Origin of the sequence: Mesoterricola silvestris, from assembly GCF_030295405.1 — a bacterium.
Lineage (GTDB): Bacteria > Acidobacteriota > Holophagae > Holophagales > Holophagaceae > Mesoterricola > Mesoterricola silvestris.
The window spans coordinates 1,111,293-1,135,545 of the sequence record NZ_AP027080.1; the positions used below are offsets into that span (position 1 = coordinate 1,111,293).

The 24,253-nt window shown below is 68.2% G+C and carries 19 protein-coding genes; 8 read left to right on the forward strand and 11 right to left on the reverse strand.

Annotated features, from left to right (window positions below):
* Positions 1-9 precede the first annotated feature (9 nt).
* From R2J76_RS04705 to R2J76_RS04720, 4 genes are all read right to left on the reverse strand, one after another.
* Positions 10-1,224, reverse strand: coding sequence for an efflux RND transporter periplasmic adaptor subunit (locus tag R2J76_RS04705; RefSeq protein ID WP_316414648.1), 1,215 nt, complete (start codon positions 1,222-1,224; stop codon positions 10-12).
* 556 nt (positions 1,225-1,780) lie between these two features.
* Entirely contained in the window at positions 1,781-2,968 is a 1,188-nt protein-coding gene (locus tag R2J76_RS04710; protein WP_316414649.1) for an acetate/propionate family kinase, read from the reverse strand.
* 88 nt (positions 2,969-3,056) lie between these two features.
* Positions 3,057-3,920 carry a TIGR02757 family protein gene (locus tag R2J76_RS04715; RefSeq protein WP_316414650.1) on the reverse strand — a complete coding sequence of 288 codons (864 nt, stop codon included), beginning with the start codon at positions 3,918-3,920 and terminating at the stop codon, positions 3,057-3,059.
* Positions 3,917-4,519: a hypothetical protein gene (locus R2J76_RS04720; protein ID WP_316414651.1), complete on the reverse strand. Its 603-nt coding sequence runs from the start codon at positions 4,517-4,519 to the stop codon at positions 3,917-3,919. Before R2J76_RS04720 ends, R2J76_RS04715 begins: the two co-directional genes overlap by 4 nt.
* A gap of 74 nt (positions 4,520-4,593) precedes the next feature.
* Here R2J76_RS04720 and R2J76_RS04725 point away from each other — a divergent pair, with 74 nt between their 5' ends.
* The gene (locus R2J76_RS04725) at positions 4,594-5,457 is read left to right on the forward strand and encodes a GspE/PulE/PilB domain-containing protein (protein ID WP_316414652.1); all 864 of its coding nucleotides are present in this window, start codon (positions 4,594-4,596) and stop codon (positions 5,455-5,457) included.
* A gap of 492 nt (positions 5,458-5,949) precedes the next feature.
* On the opposite strand, the gene R2J76_RS04730 is transcribed toward R2J76_RS04725, so the two are convergent.
* From R2J76_RS04730 to R2J76_RS04740, 3 genes are read right to left on the reverse strand one after another with little or no spacing between them, the layout of a single operon-like run.
* A complete protein-coding gene (locus R2J76_RS04730; protein WP_316414653.1) occupies positions 5,950-6,129 on the reverse strand; it encodes a hypothetical protein in 180 nt (59 codons plus the stop codon).
* 7 nt (positions 6,130-6,136) lie between these two features.
* The gene (gene feoB, locus R2J76_RS04735) at positions 6,137-8,296 is read right to left on the reverse strand and encodes a ferrous iron transport protein B (RefSeq protein WP_316414654.1); all 2,160 of its coding nucleotides are present in this window, start codon (positions 8,294-8,296) and stop codon (positions 6,137-6,139) included.
* Between the two features lies 1 nt (position 8,297).
* The gene (locus R2J76_RS04740) at positions 8,298-8,591 is read right to left on the reverse strand and encodes a FeoA family protein (protein ID WP_316414655.1); all 294 of its coding nucleotides are present in this window, start codon (positions 8,589-8,591) and stop codon (positions 8,298-8,300) included.
* Between the two features lie 71 nt (positions 8,592-8,662).
* Here R2J76_RS04740 and pgsA point away from each other — a divergent pair, with 71 nt between their 5' ends.
* From pgsA to R2J76_RS04760, 4 genes are read left to right on the forward strand one after another with little or no spacing between them, the layout of a single operon-like run.
* On the forward strand, positions 8,663-9,223 hold the full coding sequence (gene pgsA, locus R2J76_RS04745) for a CDP-diacylglycerol--glycerol-3-phosphate 3-phosphatidyltransferase (protein ID WP_316414656.1): 561 nt from the start codon (positions 8,663-8,665) through the stop codon (positions 9,221-9,223).
* The gene (locus R2J76_RS04750; RefSeq protein WP_316414657.1) at positions 9,220-10,263 is read left to right on the forward strand and encodes an AI-2E family transporter; all 1,044 of its coding nucleotides are present in this window, start codon (positions 9,220-9,222) and stop codon (positions 10,261-10,263) included. Before pgsA ends, R2J76_RS04750 begins: the two co-directional genes overlap by 4 nt.
* Positions 10,260-14,138, forward strand: a complete 3,879-nt coding sequence (locus tag R2J76_RS04755) for a hybrid sensor histidine kinase/response regulator (RefSeq protein ID WP_316414658.1) — start codon at positions 10,260-10,262, stop codon at positions 14,136-14,138. The genes R2J76_RS04750 and R2J76_RS04755 overlap by 4 nt, the downstream gene beginning before the upstream one ends.
* A 26-nt stretch (positions 14,139-14,164) precedes the next feature.
* A complete protein-coding gene (locus tag R2J76_RS04760; RefSeq protein ID WP_316414659.1) occupies positions 14,165-14,773 on the forward strand; it encodes a response regulator in 609 nt (202 codons plus the stop codon).
* Between the two features lie 6 nt (positions 14,774-14,779).
* Here the strand turns inward: R2J76_RS04760 and R2J76_RS04765 are convergent, their stop codons facing one another.
* The 3 genes from R2J76_RS04765 to ndk form a co-directional block, all read right to left on the reverse strand.
* Complete coding sequence (locus tag R2J76_RS04765; RefSeq protein ID WP_316414660.1) at positions 14,780-16,510, reverse strand: asparagine synthetase B family protein; 1,731 nt, start codon at positions 16,508-16,510, stop codon at positions 14,780-14,782.
* Positions 16,511-16,522: 12 nt separating this feature from the next.
* Positions 16,523-17,242, reverse strand: coding sequence for a GNAT family N-acetyltransferase (locus R2J76_RS04770; RefSeq protein WP_316414661.1), 720 nt, complete (start codon positions 17,240-17,242; stop codon positions 16,523-16,525).
* A gap of 224 nt (positions 17,243-17,466) precedes the next feature.
* Positions 17,467-17,886 carry a nucleoside-diphosphate kinase gene (ndk, locus tag R2J76_RS04775; protein ID WP_316414662.1) on the reverse strand — a complete coding sequence of 140 codons (420 nt, stop codon included), beginning with the start codon at positions 17,884-17,886 and terminating at the stop codon, positions 17,467-17,469.
* 156 nt (positions 17,887-18,042) lie between these two features.
* Between ndk and secA the strand changes: the two genes are divergently transcribed.
* The 3 genes from secA (at position 18,043) to R2J76_RS04790 (ending at position 22,418) form a co-directional block, all read left to right on the forward strand.
* Positions 18,043-20,688 (forward strand): preprotein translocase subunit SecA, encoded by a 2,646-nt coding sequence (secA, locus tag R2J76_RS04780; protein ID WP_316414663.1) that lies wholly within the window; start codon positions 18,043-18,045, stop codon positions 20,686-20,688.
* Positions 20,689-20,743: 55 nt separating this feature from the next.
* Positions 20,744-21,595, forward strand: coding sequence for an RNase adapter RapZ (gene rapZ, locus R2J76_RS04785; RefSeq protein ID WP_316414664.1), 852 nt, complete (start codon positions 20,744-20,746; stop codon positions 21,593-21,595).
* Positions 21,596-21,779: 184 nt separating this feature from the next.
* A complete protein-coding gene (locus R2J76_RS04790) occupies positions 21,780-22,418 on the forward strand; it encodes a PilZ domain-containing protein (protein ID WP_316414665.1) in 639 nt (212 codons plus the stop codon).
* A 733-nt stretch (positions 22,419-23,151) separates the two neighbouring features.
* On the opposite strand, the gene R2J76_RS04795 is transcribed toward R2J76_RS04790, so the two are convergent.
* A complete protein-coding gene (locus tag R2J76_RS04795) occupies positions 23,152-24,243 on the reverse strand; it encodes a right-handed parallel beta-helix repeat-containing protein (protein WP_316414666.1) in 1,092 nt (363 codons plus the stop codon).
* Positions 24,244-24,253 lie beyond the last annotated feature (10 nt).

Consider the following 24,253-nt stretch of genomic DNA (forward strand, 5'->3'; position numbering starts at 1 on the left):
CGGCTCCAGCTAGAAGTTGTCTTCGTCCTTTTCCACCTTCTTGCGGGTGGGGTCCTCGAGGCAGACCTGCTCGTCCTTGTTCAGCCCGGAGAGGATCTCCACCCGCTCCAGGGTGGCGATGCCGGCCTTCACGGGGACCACGTCGAAGTAGTCGCGCCAGTGGTCCGAGAGCCACACGAACTTGGAGCGTCCGGAGAGCCCTTCCTTGGCGGCGGCCATCTTCTCGGGGGCGAGGTTCGGCTTCAGGCGGAAGACGACGGTCTGGCCATCGCGGCGCTGCAGGGCCTCCAGGGGCACGCTCACGGCCTTGTCGCGCTTCTCGCCCAGGATCTCCACATTGGCGCTCATGCCGGTGCGGTAGGCCTCGCTCAGCTCGTCCAGCTTGACCTCGACCTTGAAGACCTTGATCTTGTCCACGAGTTCGGCGGCGGGGGACACGAAGCGCACCCGGCCGTTGAAGGTCCGCTGGGGGAAGGCGTCCAGGGTGATGCGCACGGGCTGGCCCACCTGGACCTTGGCCACGTCCACCTCGTTGACGTTGACCTTGATGATCAGGGACTTGAGGTCGGCGACGGTGTAGACGACGGTTCCGGAATTGAAGCTGTTCACGCCCGACATGATGGTGTCGCCCAGTTCCACGCCCTTCTTGATGATCATGCCGCTCATGGGACTGATGACCTTGGCGTGCTGGGTGGAGGCGTTGCCGGCGATGGGGATGCCCCGGTCCTCCACGATCTGGTACCGGGTCTGGGCGGACTTGAGGGTCTCCTGGGCCATGTCCCGGACGGTGCGGGAGGCCCGGAAGGACTGCTCGGACACGAGGCCGTCCTTGTAGAGGGCCTCCTGCTGCTTGAAGTCCTTGTCGGCGTTCAGGAAGGACACCTTGGCTGTGGAGACGCTGCCCTGCACGTCCGAGAGGGTCTGGGCCTGGTTCACGTCGGGCTCCACCTCGGCCAGCACCTCGCCGGCGGTGACCATGTCGCCTTCGCGCACCTTGTAGGAGAGGACCCGGCCGGAAACCGTGGACTTGATGTCCACCTTCACGAAGGGATCCACCACGCCCACTTCCCGGACGCTCACCTGGAGGTCCTCGGCCTGCACCTTGCCCAGCCGGAAGGGGGTTTCCTGGTTCCCCTTGGGCTTGTGGGTGCTCTTGGCCGCCACGAGCAAGCCGCCCGCGACCACGAAGCCCGCGACGCCGACGATCCACCAGAGCTTTCTCATGACCTCTCCCACGTATCCATGAACTTGGAACTGTTTGAACTACGGGCCAAGTCTGCCCCCGTTTAGGGGGCAGGGAACCGTCCATTCGGCAGCCACGGGGGGGGAATCGGCCAACGGGCCCGAATTGCCGGGGAATGGCCCGTGGGGGCTGGGGTGTCGGCAAACCCAAGTGAAGGCCGCCAGAAAAACCTTTAACAATTTAGAAAACGGCTTGTCCTGGGCGGATCGGAAGGCCCATCGAAAAACTCAAACGCTGGGACGCTGGGGACTCGCTGGGGCGCTGGGAAAAGAAGGTGCGTTTCTCCGGTCTCGAGGGCGGCCTGCTTTTGAACGTTCGCGCCTGGCCCCTCAAGGATGGCGGGACCCGCCGGGTCGTTCACACCCGGCCTTGAACCCCCAGCGCCCCAGCGAGATCTCTGCGCCCCAGCGTTTCATCTTTTCGCCTGGATTCTCCGGCGCACCAGGTTCGTACGTTGCCAGGACACCCACCTTCCAGGCACCCTACCCCGGGAGGATCGGGTATAAGCCATCCTTGTCCACAGATTCCGAACAGGCCCTAATTGTTGGAGGTCAGACGCTTGGCTTCCCGGGCGATCATCAGTTCTTCATTGGTCGGCACCACCACCACCGCCACCTTGGAATCGGGGGTGGAAATGAAGCGATCGGCCTTGCTGCGGGTGCCGTTGATCTCCTCATTGATGGCGACGCCCAGGAAGCCCAGGCGGTCGCAGATCCAGCTGCGCAGGCCCGGGGAGTTCTCGCCGATGCCGGCGGTGAAGCAGATGGCGTCCACGCCGTTCATGGCCGCGGCGTAGCTGCCCACGTACTTCAGGACGCCGTAGCAGAGCACGTCGTGGGCGAGCTTGGCGCGCTTGTTCTTGTCCATGGCCTCCTCCACCTCGCGGCAGTCGGAGGACACGCCGGAGATGCCCAGCAGGCCGGATTTCTTGTTGAGCAGGGCGGAGAGGGCGGGGCCGTCCAGCTTCTCCTGCTCCATGAGGGTGGTGAGGACCCCCGGATCCAGGTTGCCGCTGCGGGTGCCCATGACGACGCCTTCCAGGGGCGTGAGGCCCATGGAGGTGTCCACGCTGTGCCCGTTGTGCACGGCCGTGATGCTGGAGCCGTTGCCCAGGTGGCAGGTGATGATCTTGGAGGCCTCCAGGGGCTTGCCGATGAGGGCGGCGGTGCGTTCGGCCACGTAGCGGTGGCTGGTGCCGTGGAAGCCGTAGCGGCGGAGCCCCAGGCGCTGGCAGAGCTCGTAGGGGAGGCCGTAGGTGTAGGCGTACTCGGGCATGCTGTGGTGGAAGGCGGTGTCGAACACCGCCACCTGGGGCACGCCGGGGAAGAGCTCCTGGGCGGTGCGGATGCCCGAGGCCGAGGCCGGGTTGTGCAGGGGGGCGTAGAAGGCCAGCTCCTCGATCTCCTTGAGCACCGCGGGGGTGATCACCTCCGAATCCCCGAAGTTGGGACCCCCGTGGGCCACGCGGTGCCCCACGGCGTCCACGTCCTGGTCCTCGCCCAGCACGGTGTGCTTGAGCTGCTCCATGATGGCGGCCAGGGCCTTCTTGTGGTTGGCCATGTCCAGTTCCAGGCGCCCCTTCTCGCCCTGGATGGTCCAGCGGATGAAGCCCTCGGAGATGCCGATGCGCTCGGCGATGCCCTCCGCCAGGGTCTTCTCTTCCTCCATATCGACCAGGTTGAACTTCAGGGAGGACGAGCCGGCATTCAGGACCAGGATCAACACAAGACACTCCTATCGTTAATTCGATTCTCCTAAGTCTAAACCGAATAGGGGCCCGAACCCCACCCGGCCGGCCCACTTTTGAGCAAGATCACCCGCCCGCTCGGCACAGGTCCACCAGGGGGCACGCCGCGCATCCCGGGAGGCGCCTCACCCCGGGGCAGTCCCCCAGGATCCCCAGGTGGGCGATGGGGAAGTCGTAGCGCAGGGGGTCCTCCGGGCACATGGCCTTGAGGGCCTCGGTGATCTCCCGGGCCAGCTTCCCGTCGGGGGTCCTGCGCCCCGCCAGGCCGATGAACCCCGAGATGCGCGCCACGTGGGTGTCCAGGGGCATGACCAGGTCCCCGCGGGGGTAGTCCCGCCAGAGGCCCAGGTCGGGCCATTCGTCCCGCACCATCCACCTGAGGAACATGCGCCAGCGCTTGCAGGCGGCGCCCTGGAGGGGGTCCGGCAGATTGAATCTCAGTCCGGGGGTCTCCGGCAGCTCCCGGCGCAGGCGCAGCACCAGGGCCGAAAGCCGCTGGTCGGCGGTGGCGCCGTCCCCGGGGACCAGGTGGGGCTCCAGGCCCCGGCCCCCGGATTCCCGGTCCAGGCGCACCCAGGCGAGGATCCACTGGGCCAGGTCCTCCCCCGTGTGGAAGCGCCAGGCCCAGCCCCCCAGGGCGGCCCGGAGCCTGTCCAGGGCCCCGGGCTCCGCGGCCCAGGCCGCGGGATGGTCCCCCAGGGGCGCCAGGGCGGCCTCGATGGCGGTGAGCATGGGCGCCACCCGGCCGTAGGCCAGGTGCGCGGCCACGAAGGCCGCCAGTTCCCGGTCCGCGGCGCCCGGGTACCGGCGGGGGATCAGCAGGGGGTCCAGGGCCAGGGAGGCCTGGCCCACGTACCGGTCGTGGAGTTCGTCCAGCCGGGTGCGGAGCCGGTGATCGCGTTTCTTTCTGGGGCCGGGCGAAGGGGTCAAGGTCGGGGAACCTGCAGCGACAGGATTCCATCTTGGCAGGTCGGGGTCACGCCCAGGGCCTGTCCCGCGGTCTTGGCCCACCGGCTCGTGATGTCGCCCGGGTGATCGTCGGCCAGAAAGACCAGGCCTTCCGGAAGGAGGCTGACGGGATCCATGCGGATGGACCAGCCGGAGGGTTCGGACGCGCACCGCAGGTTCAGGACGTGCCCCTGGGCGTAGGGCAGGGCCTGGCGCACGGCGGAGCGCACGTAGGAACGCAGGAGGGCGCCGGGCCACCGGTCGGGACCGCCCCGGTCCTCGAAGGTGAGCACGAACTCGCACTTGAACAGGAGGCCCATGGCCTTGAGTTCGTCCAGCACCTGGGCGCGCCAGTCCGGGCCCTCCTGGAGCCCGGCTTCGGGCAGGGTGCCCATGGCCAGGTGGCGGGCCCGCACCAGCGTGGCCATGCCCTCCTCCACCACGGCGTCCAGGCGGTCCTTGTCCCGGGTGCCCAGGGGCCGGGCGGGATCCGCCAGTTCCAGAACCCCCTGGATGCCGGCGAGGACGTTGGCCATGTCATGAAGGGCGGCCCGGATGAGAAGTTCCGCTTGTTTTTCCATGTTCAAACTTTCTGGGCAACGGGGCAGACTGCGATTAAACTTCTGGGATAGTAACCTGGAAAGGCTCGAACCCGATGCACTCCGACACCAAGAAGTTGGGAGAACTCCTCGTTGACGCCGGCCTCATGACGCCGGCCCAACTGCTGGAGGCCCTGCGCTACCAGAAGGCCGCGGGGGGGCGCATGGGCAGCAACCTGGTGGCCATGGGCATCATCAGCGACGATTCCCTGATGGATTTCCTGGCCCAGCAGACGGGGGTGCCCCGCCTGGACGTGAAGCACCTGGACGTGCTCCCCTCGGTGCTGGAGCGCATTCCGCGCCGTCTGGCCGAGCAGATGACGATCCTCCCCGTGGCCTTCAAGGAGCCCAAGTCCCTGGTGCTGGCCATGGCCGATCCGTCGGACCTGAACGCGGTGGACAGCGCGCGGTTCGCCTCGGGGCTCACCATCGAGCCCATGGTGGCCTCCCATTCCGCCCTGCGCCTGGCCATCGCGGACCAGTACCGCAAGCTGGAATCCGGCACCCTGGGCGTGACCATCGACGTGAACCGGACCCCCGTGGACGAGAGCCTGCCGGTGAATTTCGAGCTGCCCTCCTCCGTCCCGACCCTCAAGCTGCCCGCCCCCGCCTTCCCCCGGGACCCCTTCTTCGACGGCCTCCCCTTCAAGGCCGACCCTCCCCCGGCCGGCCCCTTCGAGTTCTTCGTGGATCCGGAGGCCGCCCCATCCCCCGACCCCCACCAGATCATCCACGCCCGCTCCGCCATGGGCGAACAGATCCAGCCCATCGACCGCATCCCCTCCCGGGCCCTCCTCCTGGGCCTCATCCGCCTCCTCCAGCGCCGGGGCATCCTGGGCACCGACGAACTCCAGCGCTACATCGCCAACCTCGTAGAAGCCGGCGAACTCCCCGGGGGGAGTACCAGTCAGCAGCTCTAATTAATCGCCCTTGTCCCGGACCGGCGCCAGGGATTCGCTGACGCAGGCAAGCTGCGTCAGCGGAAAGCCCACGGCATGGGGGGGATCGGGAGTGTTGGCACACTCCGGCTTCGATGGACGCTGGGGTCTGGGGCGGTTAGCTGGGCTCCCCTCCAGGGCCTATGCCCCAGCGGCCCGCTTCAAGTTAAAGGGATGGGAGCGGCTTCGCGCCGACGTTGATCTGTTTGCATCGTCCGCAAGCTCCCTATCCATGTGGCTCTCACGGTAGGCGTTCAGCGTCGGCGCGACCCGGTGACCTTTTCGGGGAACTTGAAGCGTGTCGCAGGGCCATAGGCCCACCCGGGGAGCCCCCATCTTCCAACGGGCGGCAAGCCCCATCGAAGCCGGAGCGTGGCAACACTCCCGCTCAACCCCGCGCCGTGAGCCCTGCGCTGACGCAGCTTGCCTGCGTCAGCGAATCCCTGGCGCAGGTCCGGGACACGTACCATCCACCTAAACCTCCGAGTGCGAGTCCTCCAGCCGCACCCGGATGGCCTCCAGCTTTTTCGCGGGGCATTGGCCGGACTTGCAGGAACCGCAGCCGGAACCGCAGGCGGATTTGAAGAAGCCCCGGGCCATGTAGGCGCCCGCGAGGGTGGTGAGGACGAGCATGAGCCAATGTTGAATCGTCATGGCAACCTCACGCGAAGCCCAGCAGGTGGCCGCCCAGGACCGTGAGCCAGGCCATGAGCCAGGCCAGTCCGGAGCCGTAGAGGATGGTGAAGCCGGCCCACAGGAAGCTGCGGGTCTCCTTGATGATCATGCCCACCGTGCCCAGGCAGGGGGTGTAGATGAGGGTGAAGACCATGAAGGCCAGGGCGGTGAGGGGGGTGAGGCCCGAGCGCTGCTTGAGGGCCTCCTGCAGGGCGCTGGCCTCCCCGCGCTCCCCGGGCTGGGCCTGGTGGATGACGGCCATGGTGCTCACGACGATCTCCTTGGCCACGAACCCGGCGGTGAGGGCCACCGTGTCCTTCCAGGCCTCGGCGCGGGTGTGGTACGGGTCGAGGATGGGGGCCAGGGTGGGCTCCATGATCTTGCCAAAGCGGGCGGCGAGGCTGGAGTTCACCACGCGGCTTTCGTGGGCCAGGTCCAGGGAGGCCAGCCGGGCGTCCCGGTCCGCCTCGGGCAGGTTCAGGGCCTGGACGGCGGCGTGCTGGGACTGAAGTTCGGCGCTCCAGGAACTGTTGGCGATCCCCGGGTAGTGGGACAGGAACCACACCAGGGTGGAACCCGCCAGGATCACGGTGCCGGCCCGGTTCAGGAAGACGCTCCCCTTCTCCCACATGTGGATGACCGTGCTCTTGAGCACCGGCAGGCGGTAGGGGGGCAGTTCCATGACGAAGGGCGCGTTCTCCCCCCGGAAGAGGGAGAGCCGCAGGAGCTTGCCCATGGCCATGGCCAGGAAGAAGCCCAGGAAGTGCATGGCCAGGATGGCGAAGGCCGCCTGCACGGGCCGGAAGAAGGTGCCGGCGATGACGATGTAGATCTGCAGGCGGGCCGAGCAGGAGATGAGGGGCGCCACCAGGATGGTGATGAAGCGGTCCTCCCGGGCCTCGATGGTGCGCGTGGCCTGCACGGCGGGGACGTTGCAGCCCGTGCCCATGATGAGCGGGATGAAGCTCTTGCCGTGGAGGCCCATGAGGTGCATGAGGCGGTCCATGATGAAGGCGGCCCGGGCCATGTACCCGGTGTCCTCCAGGAAGGCGATGCAGCCCATGAGGAGCATGATCACCGGGACGAACACGATGACCGCGCCCACGCCGGGGATGATGCCGTCCACCAGGAGGCTGGAAAGCTCCCCGGCCGGAAGGTGGGCCGAAGCGTAGCCGTGGAGCCATCCGAAGGCGGCGGCGATCCAGTCCTGGGGGATCTTCCCCACCACGAAGGTGAGGGTGTACACGCCGATCATGATGGCGATGAAGACCGGAATGCCCAGGTAGCGATGGGTGAGCACCGCGTCCAGGCGGCCGGTGATGTCCGCGTGCTTGCGGTCCGTGCGCTCCACCACCTCTTCCACGAGGCCGTGCACGAAGCCGTAGCGGCCCTCGGCCAGCAGGGCGGAGCCGTCCGCCCCCAGGTGGGGCTCCAGGAACGCGAGGCTGGCCTGCACCTGGGCTCCGACGGCCTTGCGGGCGTGGCTCCGCTCCACCCGCTCCATGGCGTGGGGCACGCCCTCCAGGAGCTGGAGGGCGAGCCGGCGGGGCGGCTGGGCCTGGGCCAGATGCTCGTCCCGCAGGATCTCCTTCTGGATCTTCTGGAGCTCCCCTTCCATGTCCGGGCCGTAGTTCACCGAGGCCAGCTTGGCCGGGGGCGCCGCGGCCACCCGGAGGATGGCGTCCTTGAGGGCCTGGATGCCCTCCTCGCGGTTGCCCACGGTGGGCACCACGGGGCCCCCCAGGAGGCTCTCCAGGGCGGCCAGGTCGATGCGGAGGCCCTTTTCCGCGGCGTCGTCCATCATGTTCAGGACGAAGACCATGGGCCGGCCCAGCTCCAGGAGCTGGGTGGTGAGGTAGAGGTTGCGTTCCAGGTTGGAGGCGTCCAGCACGTTGACGATGAGGTCCACGGCCGGGTCGGCCACGTACTCGGAGGCGATGCGCTCGTCCTCGCTGCGGGCCGAGAGGGAGTAGGTTCCGGGCAGGTCCACCACCTCCACCGGCCCCTGGGCCGCCTCGAAGGTGCCGCTGCGGCGCTCCACCGTGACCCCGGGCCAGTTGCCGACGTGGTGCCGGGAGCCGGTGAGGGCGTTGAAGATGGTCGTTTTTCCGCAGTTGGGGTTGCCCGCCAGCGCCAGGGTGGTCATGTTAGGTCTCCTCGGACACGAGGATGCATTGACCCTCTTCCCGCCTCAGAGACAGGTGGTAGCCCTTGATGACAAGTTCCATGGGATCACCCATTGGAGCGAGCTTCTCCACCCGGATGCGGGCGCCCCGGATGAAGCCCATCTCCAGGAGGCGATGGCGAATCTTCCCCGTCGCCAGGATTTCCGTAACGATGGCCTCGGCCCCGGGCTGGAGGTCGCTTAGGGTTCTGGCTTGAACATGAGACATGATCTCAACTCCGTCATTCCAGTCTAGAACAACGGCCTCCTGAAACAAGCGGGAATGCTGCGACACTAATCACAAGATCGCCCATACACCTTTCCACTATGCTTGTATTAACGGCACCCATGGTCATCACTTTTCCCAACATCCTGACGTTCTTGCGCATCTGCGCGATTCCGTTCTTCGCGATCGCCGTCTGGTACGGGCGGACGGCGGAGGCCTGCGTCCTCTTCGCCTGCGCGGGGCTCACGGATCTCCTGGACGGGTGGATCGCGCGGCGCTTCAACCAGAAGTCCACCCTGGGGGCCATCCTGGACCCGGCCGCGGACAAGCTCCTGATGACGACGGCCTTCGTCCTCCTCGCCTTCCCCCGGGAGGCGTACGCGGTGCGGGTGCCGGCCTGGGTGGCCATCCTCGCCATCTCCCGGGACGTGCTGATCTCCCTGGTGGCCCTGGTGGCCTACGAGCGGCTCGACCCCAGCAAGTTCGCCCCCTCCTGGCTGGGCAAGGCCACCACCTTCGTGGAACTGGTGGCCATCTCCCTGGCCCTGCTGCTCAACCACCTGGGCCCCCGGGGCTGGTACCGCTACCTGGTGCCCTGGATCTTCTACCTCATCGCGGCCATGGTCATCGCCTCGGGCGTCCACTACTTCTTCCGGGCCACCCACGTGGCCGAACCCACGTGAGCGCCCAGGGGAAGGTGCGGATCCCCCTGGGCTTCGTCGCCCTGGCCGGGGCCGGCCTCCTGGCCCTTTGGTTCCTGCGCAGCGCCCTGGCGCCCTTCTTCCTGGCCCTGGTGCTGGCCTACGTCCTGGAGCCCCTGGTGGACCGCCTTGCCCGGAAGCTGGGGCGGGAATGGGCGTCCATCCTCGTCATCCTGGGGGCGGTGGCCGTGGCGGTGCTGCTGGCCTGGGCCCTGCTCCCCCTCCTGTGGGACCAGGTCGATCGCCTGATAACCTCCCTGCCTTCCCTCAAGGGCCGCCTGGAGAACCGCCTGGGGCCCTGGTTCCAGGCCCACCCCCTGGTCCTGGCCAAGCTCCGCCAGGGGCTGGACGGGCTGGATCCCATGGCCCTGGTGAAGGAGGTGGGCATGGCGGGGGCGGGCCTCCTGGGGTGGCTCCTGTCGCTCATCACCCTGATCCTGGTGCCCCTCATCCTCTACTACCTCCTGGTGGAAGGGCCCCGGCTCCTGCAGGAACTGGACGACCTGGTGCCCAGCCGCCACCTGGAGCGGGCCAAGGGCATCGCGGGGGAAGTGAACAACCGGCTGGGCGGGTACATCCGGGGGCAACTGGCGGTATCCCTGGTGATGTCCCTCCTCCAGGGCCTCGCCTTCCAGATCCTGGGGGTCCCCAACGCCTGGCTCCTGGGGCTGGTGGCGGGCTTCTCCAACGTGGTTCCGTACTCCCCCTACATCACGGCGCTGCCGCCCGCGCTGCTCTTCGCGGCGGTGAACGGGACCTCGGGCGGCGGGCTCCTGCTGGTGGCGCTGGTCTTCACCCTCGTGCAGAAGACCGAGACCGTCTATTTCACCCCGGTGTGGGTGGGGCGCGCCAGCGGCCTCCACCCCCTGGAGGTGCTGCTGGCCATCCTCTCCTTCGGCTACGCCTTCGGGGTGGTGGGCCTGATCTTCGCCGTGCCCCTGATGATCGTGCTCAAGATCGCCACCCGCATCGCCCTGGAGCACTACAAGGCCCACCCCTGGTTCGTGGGCGGGGAGCCGTGAGGCGGGTGCTCGCGGCGCTGGCGCTGGCCCTGGGGCTGTGGGCCGGAACCCCGGGAGAGCTGGGCCTGCCCTTCATCACCAACATCCGTCCCCGGGAGTACGCCGGCCCGCCCCAGAACTGGGATTTCGTGGAGGATGCCCGGGGCATCGTCTTCGTGGGCAACACCGCGGGCGTGCTGGAATTCGACGGCAACGCCTGGCGCATGATCCCCACCCGGAACCGCACCGCCGTGAGGTCCCTGGGCCTGGACGCCGGGGGACGGGTGTTCGTGGGCGCCAAGAACGAGTTCGGCTACCTGGCCCCGGACGCCTCCGGCCTGATGCGCTACGTCCCCCTGGAGGACCTGGTGGAGCCCGCGGCGCGGGCCTTCGCCGACGTGTGGAACGTCCTGCCCACGCCCGAAGGCGTCTACTTCCAGACCCGGGAGTACCTGTTCTTCTACGACGGGAAGGCGGTGCGCACCTTCAAGGCCGACACCTCCTTCACCCTGGCCTGGAAGGTCCGCGGCCGGATCCATCTCTACGAGCGCGGCATCGGGCCGGTGGTCCTGGACCGGGGCCGCTTCGTGCCCCTGGCGGGGGCCGGGAAGTTCACCAAGGAACTCGTGAACTTCATGCTGCCCTGGGGGGCGGGGCAGTCGATCCTCCTGGGCACCAGCCACCAGGGGCTCTTCCTGTACGACGGGTGGGACATCCTCCCGTTCCCCACGGACGCCGACGCCGAACTGGCCCGCATCACCATCAGCCACGGGGTGCTCCTGCGGGACGGCAACCTGGCCGTGGGGGCCATCCGGGGGGGCTGCTGGATCTTCGACCGGCAGGGGCGCCTGCGCATGCGCCTGGACCGCCAGGGGGGGCTGCAGGAGGATTTCGTCAACCGGCTCTTCGTGGACCGGCGCTCGCGGCTCTGGCTGGGGCTTAACCGCGGCATGGCGCGGGTGGAGTGGCCGTCGCCCTTCACCGCCTTCGGGGAGGATTCGGGCCTGGAGGGCACCGTCAACGCCCTGGCCCGCCACGGGGGCCTGCTGTACGCCGGCACCAGCAAGGGCCTGTTCGTCCTGGGCCGCAGCCGGCCCAAGGCCGGCGCCTCCCCCGTGGGTGGGCCCCTGTGGCGCTTCCGGAGGGTCGAGGACATCCACGGCCAGGTGTGGGGCTTCAGCACCGTCCAGGACCGGCTCATGGTGTGCAACGCCTCCGGCCTCTACGAGGCGCGGGGGGACCGGGCGGCGCTGGCCCTGTCCACCGAGGCCGACCGGGACGCCCTGTGTCTGGCGCGCTCCCGGCGAGACCCCTCCCGGTTCTACCTGGGGCTGGCCACGGGGGTGGCGCGGCTGCGCTGGAACGGTGTCCGGTGGAAGGACGAGGGGCGCATCCCCGGCCTCAAGGCCGAGGCGCGCACCCTGGCGGAGGCCGGGGACGGCTCCCTGTGGGTGGGCACCCAGTCCTCGGGCGTGCGGCGCGTGATCCCGCGGCCCGGGGGGCCCCCCGAGGTGGAGACCTACGGCCCCGCCCAGGGCCTGCCCTCCCTGGCCCACGATTTCGTGCGCGAGCTCTCCACGGGCCTGGTCTTCACGACCCACGCGGGCTTCTACCGGTTCGACGAGGCCACCCGCCGCTTCCAGCCCGATCCCCGGTTCGCGGCCCTGTTCCCCCAGGGCCCCCGGTACCCCGACGGGGTCGTGGAGGGGCCCGGGGGCCGGATCTGGATGCACGTGCAGGACGAGGCGACCCTGGAGCGGGACACCGGCTACGCCGAGGCCCTCCCCGGCCACCCCTTCCGGTTCGAGAAGGGGCCCTGGAAGCGCCTGGCCGACTCCACCATCTACGCCATCCTCCCCGAGGCGGACGGCACCGTCTGGATGGGCGGGCCCGACGGCCTCGTGCGCTACGATCCCGGCGAGGAGTTCAGCCTGCCCTGGAGCTCCGGGCCCCTGGTGCGGCGGATCACCGGCCCCGGCCGGCAGACCCTCCATGGCGGGGCCGGCGCGTGGAACGGCGCGGGCCGGCTCCCCTTCGCCTCCAATACCCTGCGGTTCGAGTTCGCGGCCCCCGGCGGCTCCCCGGAATCGGCCACCCAGTACCGGGTGCGCCTGGAGGGCTACGACCGGGCCTGGTCCCCCTGGTCCTCGGAGACCTTCCGGGACTACACCAACCTCCCCGAAGGCGCCTACCGGTTTCAGGTCGCCGCCCGCAACGGGAACGGCCAGGTGACTCCCGCCAGCGCCGTGGGCTTCCGCATCCTCCCGCCCTTCTACCGCACCTGGTGGGCCTACCTGGTGTACGTCGCGCTGGGGGCCCTCACGCTCCAGGCGCTGGTCCAGTGGCGCCTCTGGCGCAGCCGCCTGGCGCGAAAGGTCCTGGTGCGCAAGGTGGTGGAACGCACCGAGCAGCTCAGGCGGAAGACCACCCAGCTGGAACTGGCCAAGGCCGAGGCGGAGGCCGCGACCCGCGCCAAGAGCGAATTCCTCGCCAACATGAGCCACGAGATCCGCACCCCCCTGAACGCCATCCTGGGGTACGCCGAGATCCTCCGGGACGAGGTGGAGGAGCCGCGCCTGCGGGAGCACCTCGCGGCGATCTCCAGCGGCGGCAAGGCCCTCCTGGGCATCATCGGGGACATCCTCGACCTGTCGAAGATCGAGGCGGGCCGCATGGAACTGGAGTACGCCCCGGCCCACGTGGGCGACCTTGTGCGGGACGTGGTGCGCACCTTCGCCCTGCGCTGCCGGGAGAAGGGACTGGACCTCCAGGTGGAGGAGGACCCCGCGCTGCCCGGGATCCTCGTGGTCTCCCAGGTGCACCTGCGGCAGATCCTCTTCAACCTGATGGGCAACGCGGTGAAGTTCACGGAGCGGGGCGCGGTTTCCGTGGCCCTGAAGGAATGGGGCCGGGGCCCCGACAGCGTGGACCTGGCCATCGAGGTGCGGGACACCGGCATCGGCATCCCCGAAGGGCAGCGGGAGACCATATTCGACGCCTTCCACCAGGTCTCGGGCCAGGACGCGTCCCGGTACGGCGGCACGGGCCTGGGCCTGGCCATCTGCCGCCGCCTGGCGGACATGATGGGCGGGGAACTGCGGGTGGCCAGCGCCCAGGGCCAGGGCAGCACCTTCACCCTCTTTCTCCACGGGGTGGCCGTTTCCAGCGAGGAGGCGGTGCACGAGGACCTGGAAGCGCCCTTCCGGGGCGAATTCCTGCCGGCCACCCTGCTCCTGGTGGACGACGTGAAGCCCAACCGGGAGCTGCTCAAGCACTTCTTCGAGAGCTTCCCCTTCCGGTTCGAGGAGGCCCAGGACGGCGCCGAGGCCGTGGCGGTGGCCCGCAGGGTCCTCCCGGACCTCATCGTCATGGACCTGCGGATGCCCGTGCTGGACGGCATCCAGGCCACGCGGATCCTCAAGGCCGACGACCGCCTCAAGGCCATCCCGGTGATCATCCTCACGGCCTCCACGACCCAGTCCGACGAGGCTCCGGTGTGGGAGAGCGGGGCCGACGGCTTCCTGCGAAAGCCCGTCTCCCGTTCCAGGCTCGCCGCGGAAATCGCGCGGTTCCTGCCCTGCCGCGGGGAGGCGGCCCCGGGCGGGGCCCGGGAACCCTCCCCCGAGGTGCGGGCCGCCCTCCCCCGGCTCCTGGCCGAACTGGAGGGGGAGGCCCAGGCGGAATGGAGGCAGCTGGAGGATTCCTTCTTCATCGACCGCATGACCGGGTTCGCCGCGCGCATGGCGGCCCTCGCCGACACCTACGGGGAACCCGGCCTCAAGGCCTGGTCCGGCCAGGTCCTGGACCAGGCCGGCGCCTTCGACATGGAGAACCTCCCCGCCACCTTCCGGCGTTTCCCCGACGTGGTGGACGCCATCCGCCGGCTCTGCGGCTAGACTTGATGGACCCCCGGATTCCCAACGTGCCCGAAGCCCCCTCCCACATCCTCATCGTGGACGACGTCCCACGCAATCTCCAGGTGCTGGCCCTGCTCCTGGACAAGGCGGGATACCGGGTGTCCATGGCCATGGACGGCGCCAAGGCCCTGGCGATGGTCCAGGTGGAGCCCCCCGACCTCATCCTCCTGGACGTGATGATGCCCGAGCTGGACGGCCTGGAAGTGTGCCGCCGCCTCAAGGCCGACCCATCCGTGCGGGAGATTCCCGTGATCTTCCTCACCGCCAAGGCCGAGCTGGAGGACCTGCAGGAAGGCTTCCGCCTGGGGGCCGTGGACTACGTGACCAAGCCCTTCCGGGGCGGCGAGCTCCTGGCCCGGGTGGCCACCCACGTCAAGCTGGGGCAGGCCCTGGAGCGGGAGCGGGAACTCCGCCGGAGCCTGGAGGCCACCCTGGCCCAGGTGAAGGTGCTCTCCGGCCTGCTGCCCATCTGCGCCAAGTGCAAGAAGATCCGGGACGACCAGGGGTACTGGAACCAGATCGAGAACTACCTCTGCGCCCACGCCGACGTGGACTTCACCCACGGCATCTGCCCGGAGTGCTCGAGCGCGCTGTACCCCGAGATGAACGGCTAGGAACCTTCACCCCGCCGGGGTCCCGGCTTCCGCGGGCTCCAGGGTCCGGGCGTCCTGCTCGAGGATTCCCAGGAGCCGGCTGGCCAGGGCGCACCGGAAGGCCATGACCCGGAGGGTGGGACCCGCGGGCCGGCCCAGGGTACGGATGGCCGAGATGAGGGGGGCCGGAACGATGCGCTTCAGGATCGCCCGGGCGTGGGCGGAGCTGCGCAGCGGGCCGGCGTCGCTGCGCAGCGCCGCCACCAGGGAGGCCCGGAAGGGGGGCGGGAGGAGCCGGGTCATGGCCGGGCCCTCCAGTTCGCCGGCCATCCAGGACCGGTAGTCCTCGTCGTGCAGGTACCGGTTGCGGCTGTCGTCGGCGGCCAGGGTCGCGAAGGGGATGGGGGGGCTGAGGCTCCGCACCAGCTGCTCGTAGAGGTTCCGCCGCACCCGCAGGTGATCGGGCAACTGCCGCACGAATTCCATCACCGTGCGGGCCAGCATGGGGTTCGCCACCTCCACGAAGGGCGTCTTCACGTCCGACAGGGCGGCCAGCGAGATGGGGATGAAGCAGGTGTGGATGAGGCGGTCCCCGTAGGTCTGCAGGGATTCCTCGGGGCGCCGCTTCAGGTCGTCCGGGAGGATCTGGCGGCCGTCCGAGATGAGCCCGGCGGTTTCCTCCCCCAGGATCTCGCTGAGGAGAACCATGTCCTGGGCATACCGGTGATGGGTCTCCGGCCGGGAGATCGTGCCGAAGCCCTCGTCGCCCCGGATGATCCCGCCCACGCCCTCCCGGGCGAGCCCGGCCCACATCCTGAGGCCGTCCAGGTAGGGGAACAGGGCCTCCGTGGTGCCGCCGTGGGCGGCCATGAACGCGTCCACCACCTCCGCCGGAGGGGCCCCGGACCGCTCCGTGAGGAAGTAGTCGTTCACGAGGCCGTAGTGCCGGGCGAGCTTTTCGGCCACGAAGGCGTCGTTCCCCCGCTGGAGGCGGGTGGAGGCCAGGCCCCAGGTCACCGTGCGGGGCCGGAACCCGGAGCCCTCCAGGGCGGCGAGCACCATCCGGCTGTCGTAGCCTCCGGACAGAGGCACCACCCACCGCGGGGACCGGGTGTGGCAGTTCCGGATGGCGCCGCCCACGAGGGACCCCAGGTTTTCCAGGGCCTCGGCGCGGCTCATGCTGAGGTTCTGGAAGACGACGGGGGAGGTGTGCAGGTCCAGGGTCCAGGCCCCCCGGTCCAGGGTGAGGCGCGCGCCCCGGGGAAGCCGGCGGATGCGCGTGTCCCAGGAATCCGAAGGGCCCAGGGAGCCCGAGGACAGGAACCAGGCGAAAGCCGACCGGTTGAAGGAAAGCCCCCGGAGGAGGCAGATGAGGGCCCGCTGGGAGGTGGAGGCCAGGAACTCCCGTTCCGTGAAGGCGTACCAGAGGGTGCGGGTCCCGGCGTAATCCGAGCAGAGTTCCGTGAGGTGGCCGTCGGCGCGCACCAGGGCGTAGGTGCCGTCGGGGAGGGGGCTTCCCGGCCGGGCCCAGGCCTCCCCGTCCCCCACCAGGGCGCCCAGGCAGGCCGAAGCCCCCTCGGTCTGCACAGCCCCGTGGGGGCCCGTCACGCACAGCCCCTCGCCGGGCCCCAGGTGGAGGTGGTGCGGGAACTCCCCCCGCAGGAGGGCCGGGGTGATGCGGTCCGCCACACGCGCGAGCGTTTCGCCGGAGAATCCCGCAAGCCCGTGGGGACGGCACGTGTAGATCAGGTTCGACATGGGGAGAAAGGTCTAGGGTTCGGTTGCGACGGCATTCCCACCGGCCCCCCTGCGGGAGGGCACGACGCCCTCGGGAATGGGGAGCAGCCGGATCTTCCAGACCATGGAAAGGACCATCCGCACCTGGAGGAGGCCCCGGCAGGTGGACGCGCCCTTGGCGAGGCAGGCCTGGGAGGACCGGTTCTCCACGGCCACCAGCATCACCACCCGGGAGCCCACCGGCAGGTTCCCGGTTACGTGGGCCAGGAGGACGGCATTGATGCCCCGGCCCCGCCATTCGGGCCGCACCCAGGCGCCGCCGAGGTACACGGCATCCGGGCCCAGCCACCGGGCCACAGGGTCCCAGGGGTACTGCCACCCGCAGGCCACCGGTTCCCCTTCGATGCAAAGCACGTGGGCCACCGCCTGGCGGCGGAAGTTGGAGAGGCCCTCCCCTCCGCCCGCGCGGATGAGCAGGTCCAGGTCCGGGTCGTCGGCGGAGGTGAAGGTCCGGACCGTCCACCCTTCCGGGAGCACCGATTCCGGGCCGGGGCCGGTGGTGCGGAATTCATAGAGCAGGTTCTCGGTCAATTCCGTGACCCGGCTCCAGAGGTAGGCGGTCGCGGCCCGGAAGCCCAGGGTGCGCAGTTTGCGCACCAGGTCGCCGAGGAAGGGGGGGATCCGGCGCAGCACGTCCCCCAGGCGCCTGCCCAGGGAGCGGGTGCGGTGCTGCAGGGATTGCGGATCGCTCATGGGCCTGGCCTCCGCCGGGGAACTTCCGGAAGCTCGATCGCCTTGGCAGGTATGTCGTCTGTCTGCACCGGGTTTCGAGGGGAAAGGTGGGCGTATTGATTAATGGCCACTGTGACAAAACGGGTTGGGATCGTCAAGCGGGCAATTAATTAACATTCCCCGGAGGGCCAAAACAAAGGCATCGTTCGAACGTTCGTCCGAACGATGCCGGGGGGCGGGTCTTTTTAGATGCGGTCGAAGGCGCTGAAGAAGTAGCTCACTTCGCGGGCGGCCGAATCCGGGGAGTCGGAGCCGTGGGTGGCGTTGCGCCCCATGTTCTGGCCGTAGAGCTTGCGGAGGGTGCCTTCGGCGGCCTTGGCCGGATCGGTGGCCCCCATGAGTTCCCGCCAGCGGAGGATGGCGTTCTCGCCCTCCAGGCAGAGGAGGACCACCGGACCTTCCGTCATGAAGGCTTCCAGCTCGGGGTAGAACCCCTTGTGGACGTGCTCGGCGTAGAAGCCCCGGCAGAGCTCGGGGGTCAGGCGCGCCATGCGCATGCCGCGCAGGGTGAAGCCGGCCTTTTCGATGGCGGAAAGGATGTTGCCGATGTTGCCGTCCTGGACCGCATTGGGCTTGATGATCCCAAACGTCTGTTCAATGCTCATTGATGCTCCATAAACAATCCCACAGTTTGCCCCAGCCCCCTTGAGTACTCAAGCGGAAGGGTCAGGAATACGACCCTCCGGTGATTTCGCGACGTATGGTGGGCAATTCGCCGCGTCGCATGTAAAATGGAGGGCTTGACGGAACTGGAACCCAGCATGCTTGACAACCTCCTTAAGAAATTCATCGGCTCCAAGAACGACCGCGAGCTGAAGCGCCTCTGGGCCAAGGTCCAGACGATCAACGCCCTCGAGGCGGGGATCCGGGAGCTCTCGGACGACGACCTGAAGGCCAAGACTCCTTATTTCAAGGAAAAGCTGGCCAACGGGGCGACCCTGGAGGACATCCTGCCCGAAGCCTTCGCCGTGGTGCGGGAGGCCTCCCGGCGGGTGCTTCGCATGCGCCATTTTGATGTGCAGCTCATTGGCGGCATGGTGCTCCACTACGGCAAGGTCGCCGAGATGCGCACGGGCGAGGGCAAGACCCTCACCGCCACCCTGCCCCTGTACCTGAACGGTCTGGCCGGCAAGGGCAGCCACCTGGTCACCGTGAACGACTACCTGGCCCGGCGCGACGCGGAGTGGATGGGCCGTCTCTACGGCTGGCTGGGCCTCACCGTGGGCGTCGTGCAGCACGGCCTCACGGACGACGAGCGCCGCGCCGCCTACGCCTGCGACATCACCTACGCCACCAACAACGAGATCGGCTTCGACTACCTGCGCGACAACATGAAGTGGTCCCTGGAGGACTTCACCCAGCGCGGCTTCACCTTCGCCATCGTGGACGAGGTGGACTCCATCCTCATCGACGAGGCCCGCACCCCCCTGATCATCGCCGGCAGCAGCGAGGAGGACACCTCCAAGTACTTCCGCATCGATGCCGTGGTGCCCAAGCTCAAGCCCGAGGTGGACTTCAAGGTCGACGAGAAGGACCGCCAGGTCACCCTCACCGACGAGGGCATCCAGCACGCCGAGCAGATCCTGGGGGTGGCCAACCTCTACGACCCCTCCGCCATCGAGACCCTCCACGGCCTCAACCAGGCCCTGCTGGCCCACAACCTCTACAAGCGGGACGTGGAGTACATGGTCCGGGAGAAGGAGGACGGCAAGGGGCTGGAAGTGGTCATCGTGGACGAGTTCACGGGCCGCATGATGCCGGGCCGCCGCTGGTCCAACGGCCTCCACCAGGCCATCGAGGCCAAGGAGGGCGTGGAGGTCAACGCCGAGAACCAGACCCTGGCCACCGTGACCTTCCAGAACTTCTTCCGCATGTATGAGAAGCTCGCGGGCATGACCGGCACCGCCGAGACCGAGGCGCGGGAGCTCCTGCAGATCTACAAGCTGGAAGTGATCGTCATCCCCACCAACATGCCCATGATCCGCGCGGACTACGCCGACACGGTCTACGCCTCCAAGAACGGCAAGAAGGCCGCCATCATCGCCGAGATCAAGGAGCTGCACGCCAAGGGCCAGCCCATCCTCGTGGGCACCGCCAGCATCGAGAGCAGCGAGGACCTGTCCGAGGCCCTCAAGGCCGCCAAGATCCGCCACGTCGTGCTGAACGCCAAGCACCACGCCAAGGAGGCCGAGATCATCGCCCAGGCCGGGCGCAAGGGCTCCGTGACCATCGCCACCAACATGGCCGGCCGCGGCACCGACATCGTCCTGGGCGGCAACCCCGAAGGCATGGCCAAGATGGAGGCCGGCAAGCGCGGCATCGAGATCTACCACGAGGACGGCCGCGAGACGGCGGAGTTCCTGGCCCTGGTGGACGAGATGGCCCGCCAGACCGAGACCGAGAAGGCCGAGGTCATCGAGGCCGGCGGCCTCCACATCCTGGGCACGGAGCGCCACGAGAGCCGGCGCATCGACAACCAGCTCCGCGGCCGCGCGGGACGCCAGGGCGACCCCGGCTCCTCCCGGTTCTACCTCAGCCTCGAAGACGATCTCATGCGCATCTTCGGCGGGGACCGCATCAAGAGCATGATGAGCACCCTGGGCATGAACGACGACGAGCCCATCGAGGCGGGCATGGTCACCCGCGCCATCGAGCGTTCCCAGAAGCGGGTGGAAGCCCACCACTTCGAGATCCGCAAGCACCTGCTCGAGTACGACGACGTCATGAACAAGCAGCGCATCTTCTTCTACGGGCTGCGCTGCGAGATCCTGCGGGGCAACACCAAGGAGTACGTGCTCCGGGTGGCCGCCGAGATCGTGGAGGGCCTGGTGACCGACTACCTCCCCGAGAAGGGCGAGCGGGACGTGGCGGGCTTCAAGGAGCGGTTCGAGCAGCTCTACGCCCTGGAAGGCGTGGACCTGGACGCCTACGCCGGCATGGGCCACGCCCAGGCCATCGAACAGCTGAGTGCCATGGTCACGGAGGCCTACGAGGAGAAGGAACGCCGCCTGGGCAGCGAGGACGTCCTGCGCTGGCACGAGCGGGTGGCCATCCTGCAGATCATCGACTCCGCCTGGAAGCGCCACCTGCTGGTCATGGACCACCTCAAGGAAGCCATCGGGTTCCGCGGCTACGGCCAGAAGGACCCCCTGGTGGAATACAAGCGGGAGAGCTACGAATACTTCGAGCAGATGCGGTTCGGGTACGAGGACGAGATCATCAGCTACCTGTACCGGGTCGAGCCCCAGCCCGCCTATATCCCCGACGATGAGTCCTTCTTCCGCGAACCCGCCGGGATGCATGAACTGGGTCCCGACGAACTGGGTTCCCTCATGGAGATGGGCCTTCCCGGCGACGCGGTGAAGCGGGTGATGCGCTTCTCGGCGGGCGGGCTGGAGGAAGAGTAGGGCCAGCAGGAAAATTCCGGCTGACATCCCAAGCGCTTTATGGTTCGCTAGTTCTATGGAACTGGTGATCGTCACAGGGATGTCGGGGGCCGGAAGGCGTTCGGTGCTCAGCGCGCTGGAGGATGCGGGCTGCACGGCCCTGGACAACGTCCCCGCGCGCCTCCTGGAGCCGCTCCTGGAACTGGAGGCCAAGCTCAACCCCAGCCGTCCCCGGCTGGCGGTGGGCATGGACAACCGCCACCCCGAGTTCGCCGAGGAACTGCCGGCGTTGGTGGATCGCCTCCTGGACAGTTCCATCCCCGTGTACGTGGTCTTCGTGGAGGCCCAGGACGAGGCGCTCCTGCGGCGCTTCTCGGAATCCCGGCGCCCCCACTACCTGGCCAAGGACGGCGCCCTCAGCGAGGCCATCAAGCGCGAGCGGGAGAGCCTGGTGCCCGTGCGGGAGATGGCCACGGCCATCATCGACACCACGAACCTGACCCTGTCCCAGCTGCGCCGCCGCATCTCCGAGCTGCTGCCGGACCTCCCGGTGGAGGGCACCACCCTGCGCCTCATCAGCTTCGGCTTCAAGCACGGGGTCCCCCCGGAATCGGACATGGTCCTGGACGCCAGGTTCCTGCCCAATCCCCACTATGTTGCTGAATTAAAGCCGCTTACCGGTAAGGATATCCCGGTCCGGGACTTCCTGCTGAAATCCGACATCTTCGGCACCTTCCTGGCCCTCACGGAGAACTGGATCCTCTGGGCCTGGCCCTACATCCAGCAGGAGGGCAGGGCCTACCACACCATCTCCATCGGCTGCACCGGCGGCCAGCACCGGAGCGTGGCGCTGGTGGAGATGCTGGCCCAGCGCCTGCGCCGGGACATCCCGAAGCTAGTGTTGACACACCGCGAGTTGCACGGCTAGAGGACCCTCCGGCGAGTCCGGAGGGGAGAAACTAGGGATTCAAGAAAACCCGGAATTGTGACGATATCCCTTTCAGCAGGGCGATTTCTCTCTGGTCAATTGCCGAGTTTTTGCAAGAATGGAGATTGAAACAGCGCACGCATCGGGTAGTCTTCGTTCAGCATTCCTCCGGGGGAGGTCCACCATGAGCGGAACCATCGAGTCGAGAACGGCCAAGCGGATTCCCTTGGGCGCCCCCGTCAAGGTCCTGGTCAAGGGGAAGGTCATCCTCGCGGCCATCGCCGTGAACATCAGCATGGGCGGCATCCTCCTCAACGCGGCGGAGCCGCTCCCCGTGGGCAGCCAGTGCGAGGTCTCCATCGGCCTGCGGGGCGGATCCGGGGCCGACAGCTTCCAGACCCTGGGCCGGGTGGTGCGCAGCGGCGAGAACGGCACCGCCATCCAGTTCGCCAAGATGCTCGGCGACCAGACCCTGGAGGTCCTGGCCCAGCCGGCGTCCGAATCCTGGGGCTCCTCCCTGGTGCACGCCTACGTGAACTATTTCAGGGTGAGCCAGAGCCGCATCGGCTTCGACAGCGAGCGCGTCTTCGGCGTGACGGCCAGGACCTTCCGCACCGTCTCCACCATCTCCTTCATCACCTGCATCCCCGCCGCGGTGCTGCCCGTCTGGGCGCTTCGCGCCTACATCCCCAACAACATCCCCGACTGGGGCAAGATCCTCGCCGCCTTCGCCTACGGCGCCATCTGGCTCCTGGTCCTGCAGCCGCTCGTGGACCTGACGATCTTCAGGACCCTCCGGTCGAAGGTGGAAAGCCGGAATTAAGGTCTGTCCGGAATCTGTGGACAAGGATGGCTTATACCCGATCCCCTCGGGGCATGGTGCCTGGAAGGTGAGTTTCCTGGCAACCTACGAACCTGTTTTTCGCCGGAGAATCCAGGCGAAAAGATGAAACGCTGGGGCGCAGAGATCTCGCTGGGGCGCTGGGGGTTCAAGCCCGGGTGTGAATGACCCGGCGGATTCCGCCATCCTTGAGGGGCCAGCCGCGGACGTTCAAAAGCAGGCCAACCTCGAGACCGGAGACACGCAACTGTGAATAGACCTGGGCGAAGTGCGCATGCGCCAGCTTCTCCTTCTTTTCCCAGCGCCCCAGCGAGTCCCCAGCGCCCCAGCGTTTCAGCTTTTCGATGGGCCTTCCGATCCGCCCAGGACAAGCCGTTCAGAGCTTCAACCACACAACGAGCCAGGCTATTGCAACCTGTGCTGAATAACTGCGAGCCGTCTCATCAAAGCGGGTCGCGAGGCTTCTGATGTTCCATCGAATGGCGCTCCCGTCTGGTGCCTCCAGAGGATCCCCTACACCATCGGGCGGTTGGGAAGCCGCGAACGTCCCATCCTTCCCTGCTCAGGAGGCAGCAGGGGCGCCCGTTTTTCGCACATCTCATCGGTCAAGAAGCTTCTTACCATCGTTCCTCCGGGACGAAAATCCTGGTGCACGAGGCTTGAGCCATGAGTACAACCTGACTATTCATTGAGCCTACAAAATGCCGAACACTCCTTAGTTCGCGCCCACCGTCGCGCCGCAGCCCCGGTCCTGGCGGATGGGGCGGCCCTTGTTGCCGCGGACGGTGTTGCCTTCCACCACGGTCCCCGGGCACGACTCCAGGTAGATGCCGTCCCGGGTGCTGCCGGTGACGGTGTTGCCCCTCACCGTCATGCCGGTGGCGTTGGTGCGCAGGTGGATGCCGTACCCGTCGGTGGCCTGGATGGTGTTGTCCTTGATGAGGTTCCCGTCGCAGGCCGAAATGCCGATGCCGAAGCCCCGGTTCCCGGCGATCAGGTTGTGGACGATCTGGGAATTGTTGAAGAAGGCCGAATTGCTGTACCGGGCCGGGGGTCCCCCGGCGATGCCGCCGCCCCGGTTCCCGGTGATGGTGCAGTCGGCGATGAGGAGGCGCGTCACCGTCTCGCCGGCGTTGGGTTCCACGTCGATGCCGCATTCGGGGGGCGTGCCCTGGGTGTTCCTGAAGGTGGAGGACCGCACCTGGATGTCCTGGCCGCCAACGATGGACATGCCCTGGCGGCGGTTCCGGTCCGCCACCACCTGGTCGAAGCTGAGGTCCGAACAGGCCCGGGCGACGTAGAACCCGTCCCCCCAGCAGTCCGAGACCGTCAGCCCCTGGACCCGCACCCGGGCGGAGGCGGTGATGGACAGGCCCATGCCCCATTCCCCGGCGAGGCCCTGGTGCGTGTCCCGGTCGCCCTGGATCCGGCCGCCCTGGATGGTCACGTCGGTGGCCTTGTCCACGGCCACGATGGCGTAGCCCGGGGACGCCGAGGGCATGGCCTTCAGCACGGCCCGGGGGGCGAGGCGCAGGGTCATGCGGCTGCCCAGGAGCAGGCCGCTTTTGCCCTCCCGGGCGGTGGCGTTGATGAGGTAGGTGCCGTCGGGGATCTCCACGGTGCCCCCCGTGCCGGCGACCGCGTCGATGGCCCTCTGGATGGCGGCGGTGTCGTCGGCGACCCCGTCGCCCTTGGCGGCATAGGGCGCCCTGCGCACCTGGGCCTGGGGCGGAGGCCTGCGGGGCGGGGCCCCTGCGCCCAGAATGGCCAGCTGCGTCAGCGCGAGGATCAGGATCCCGGGTTTCATCATCCCCCAA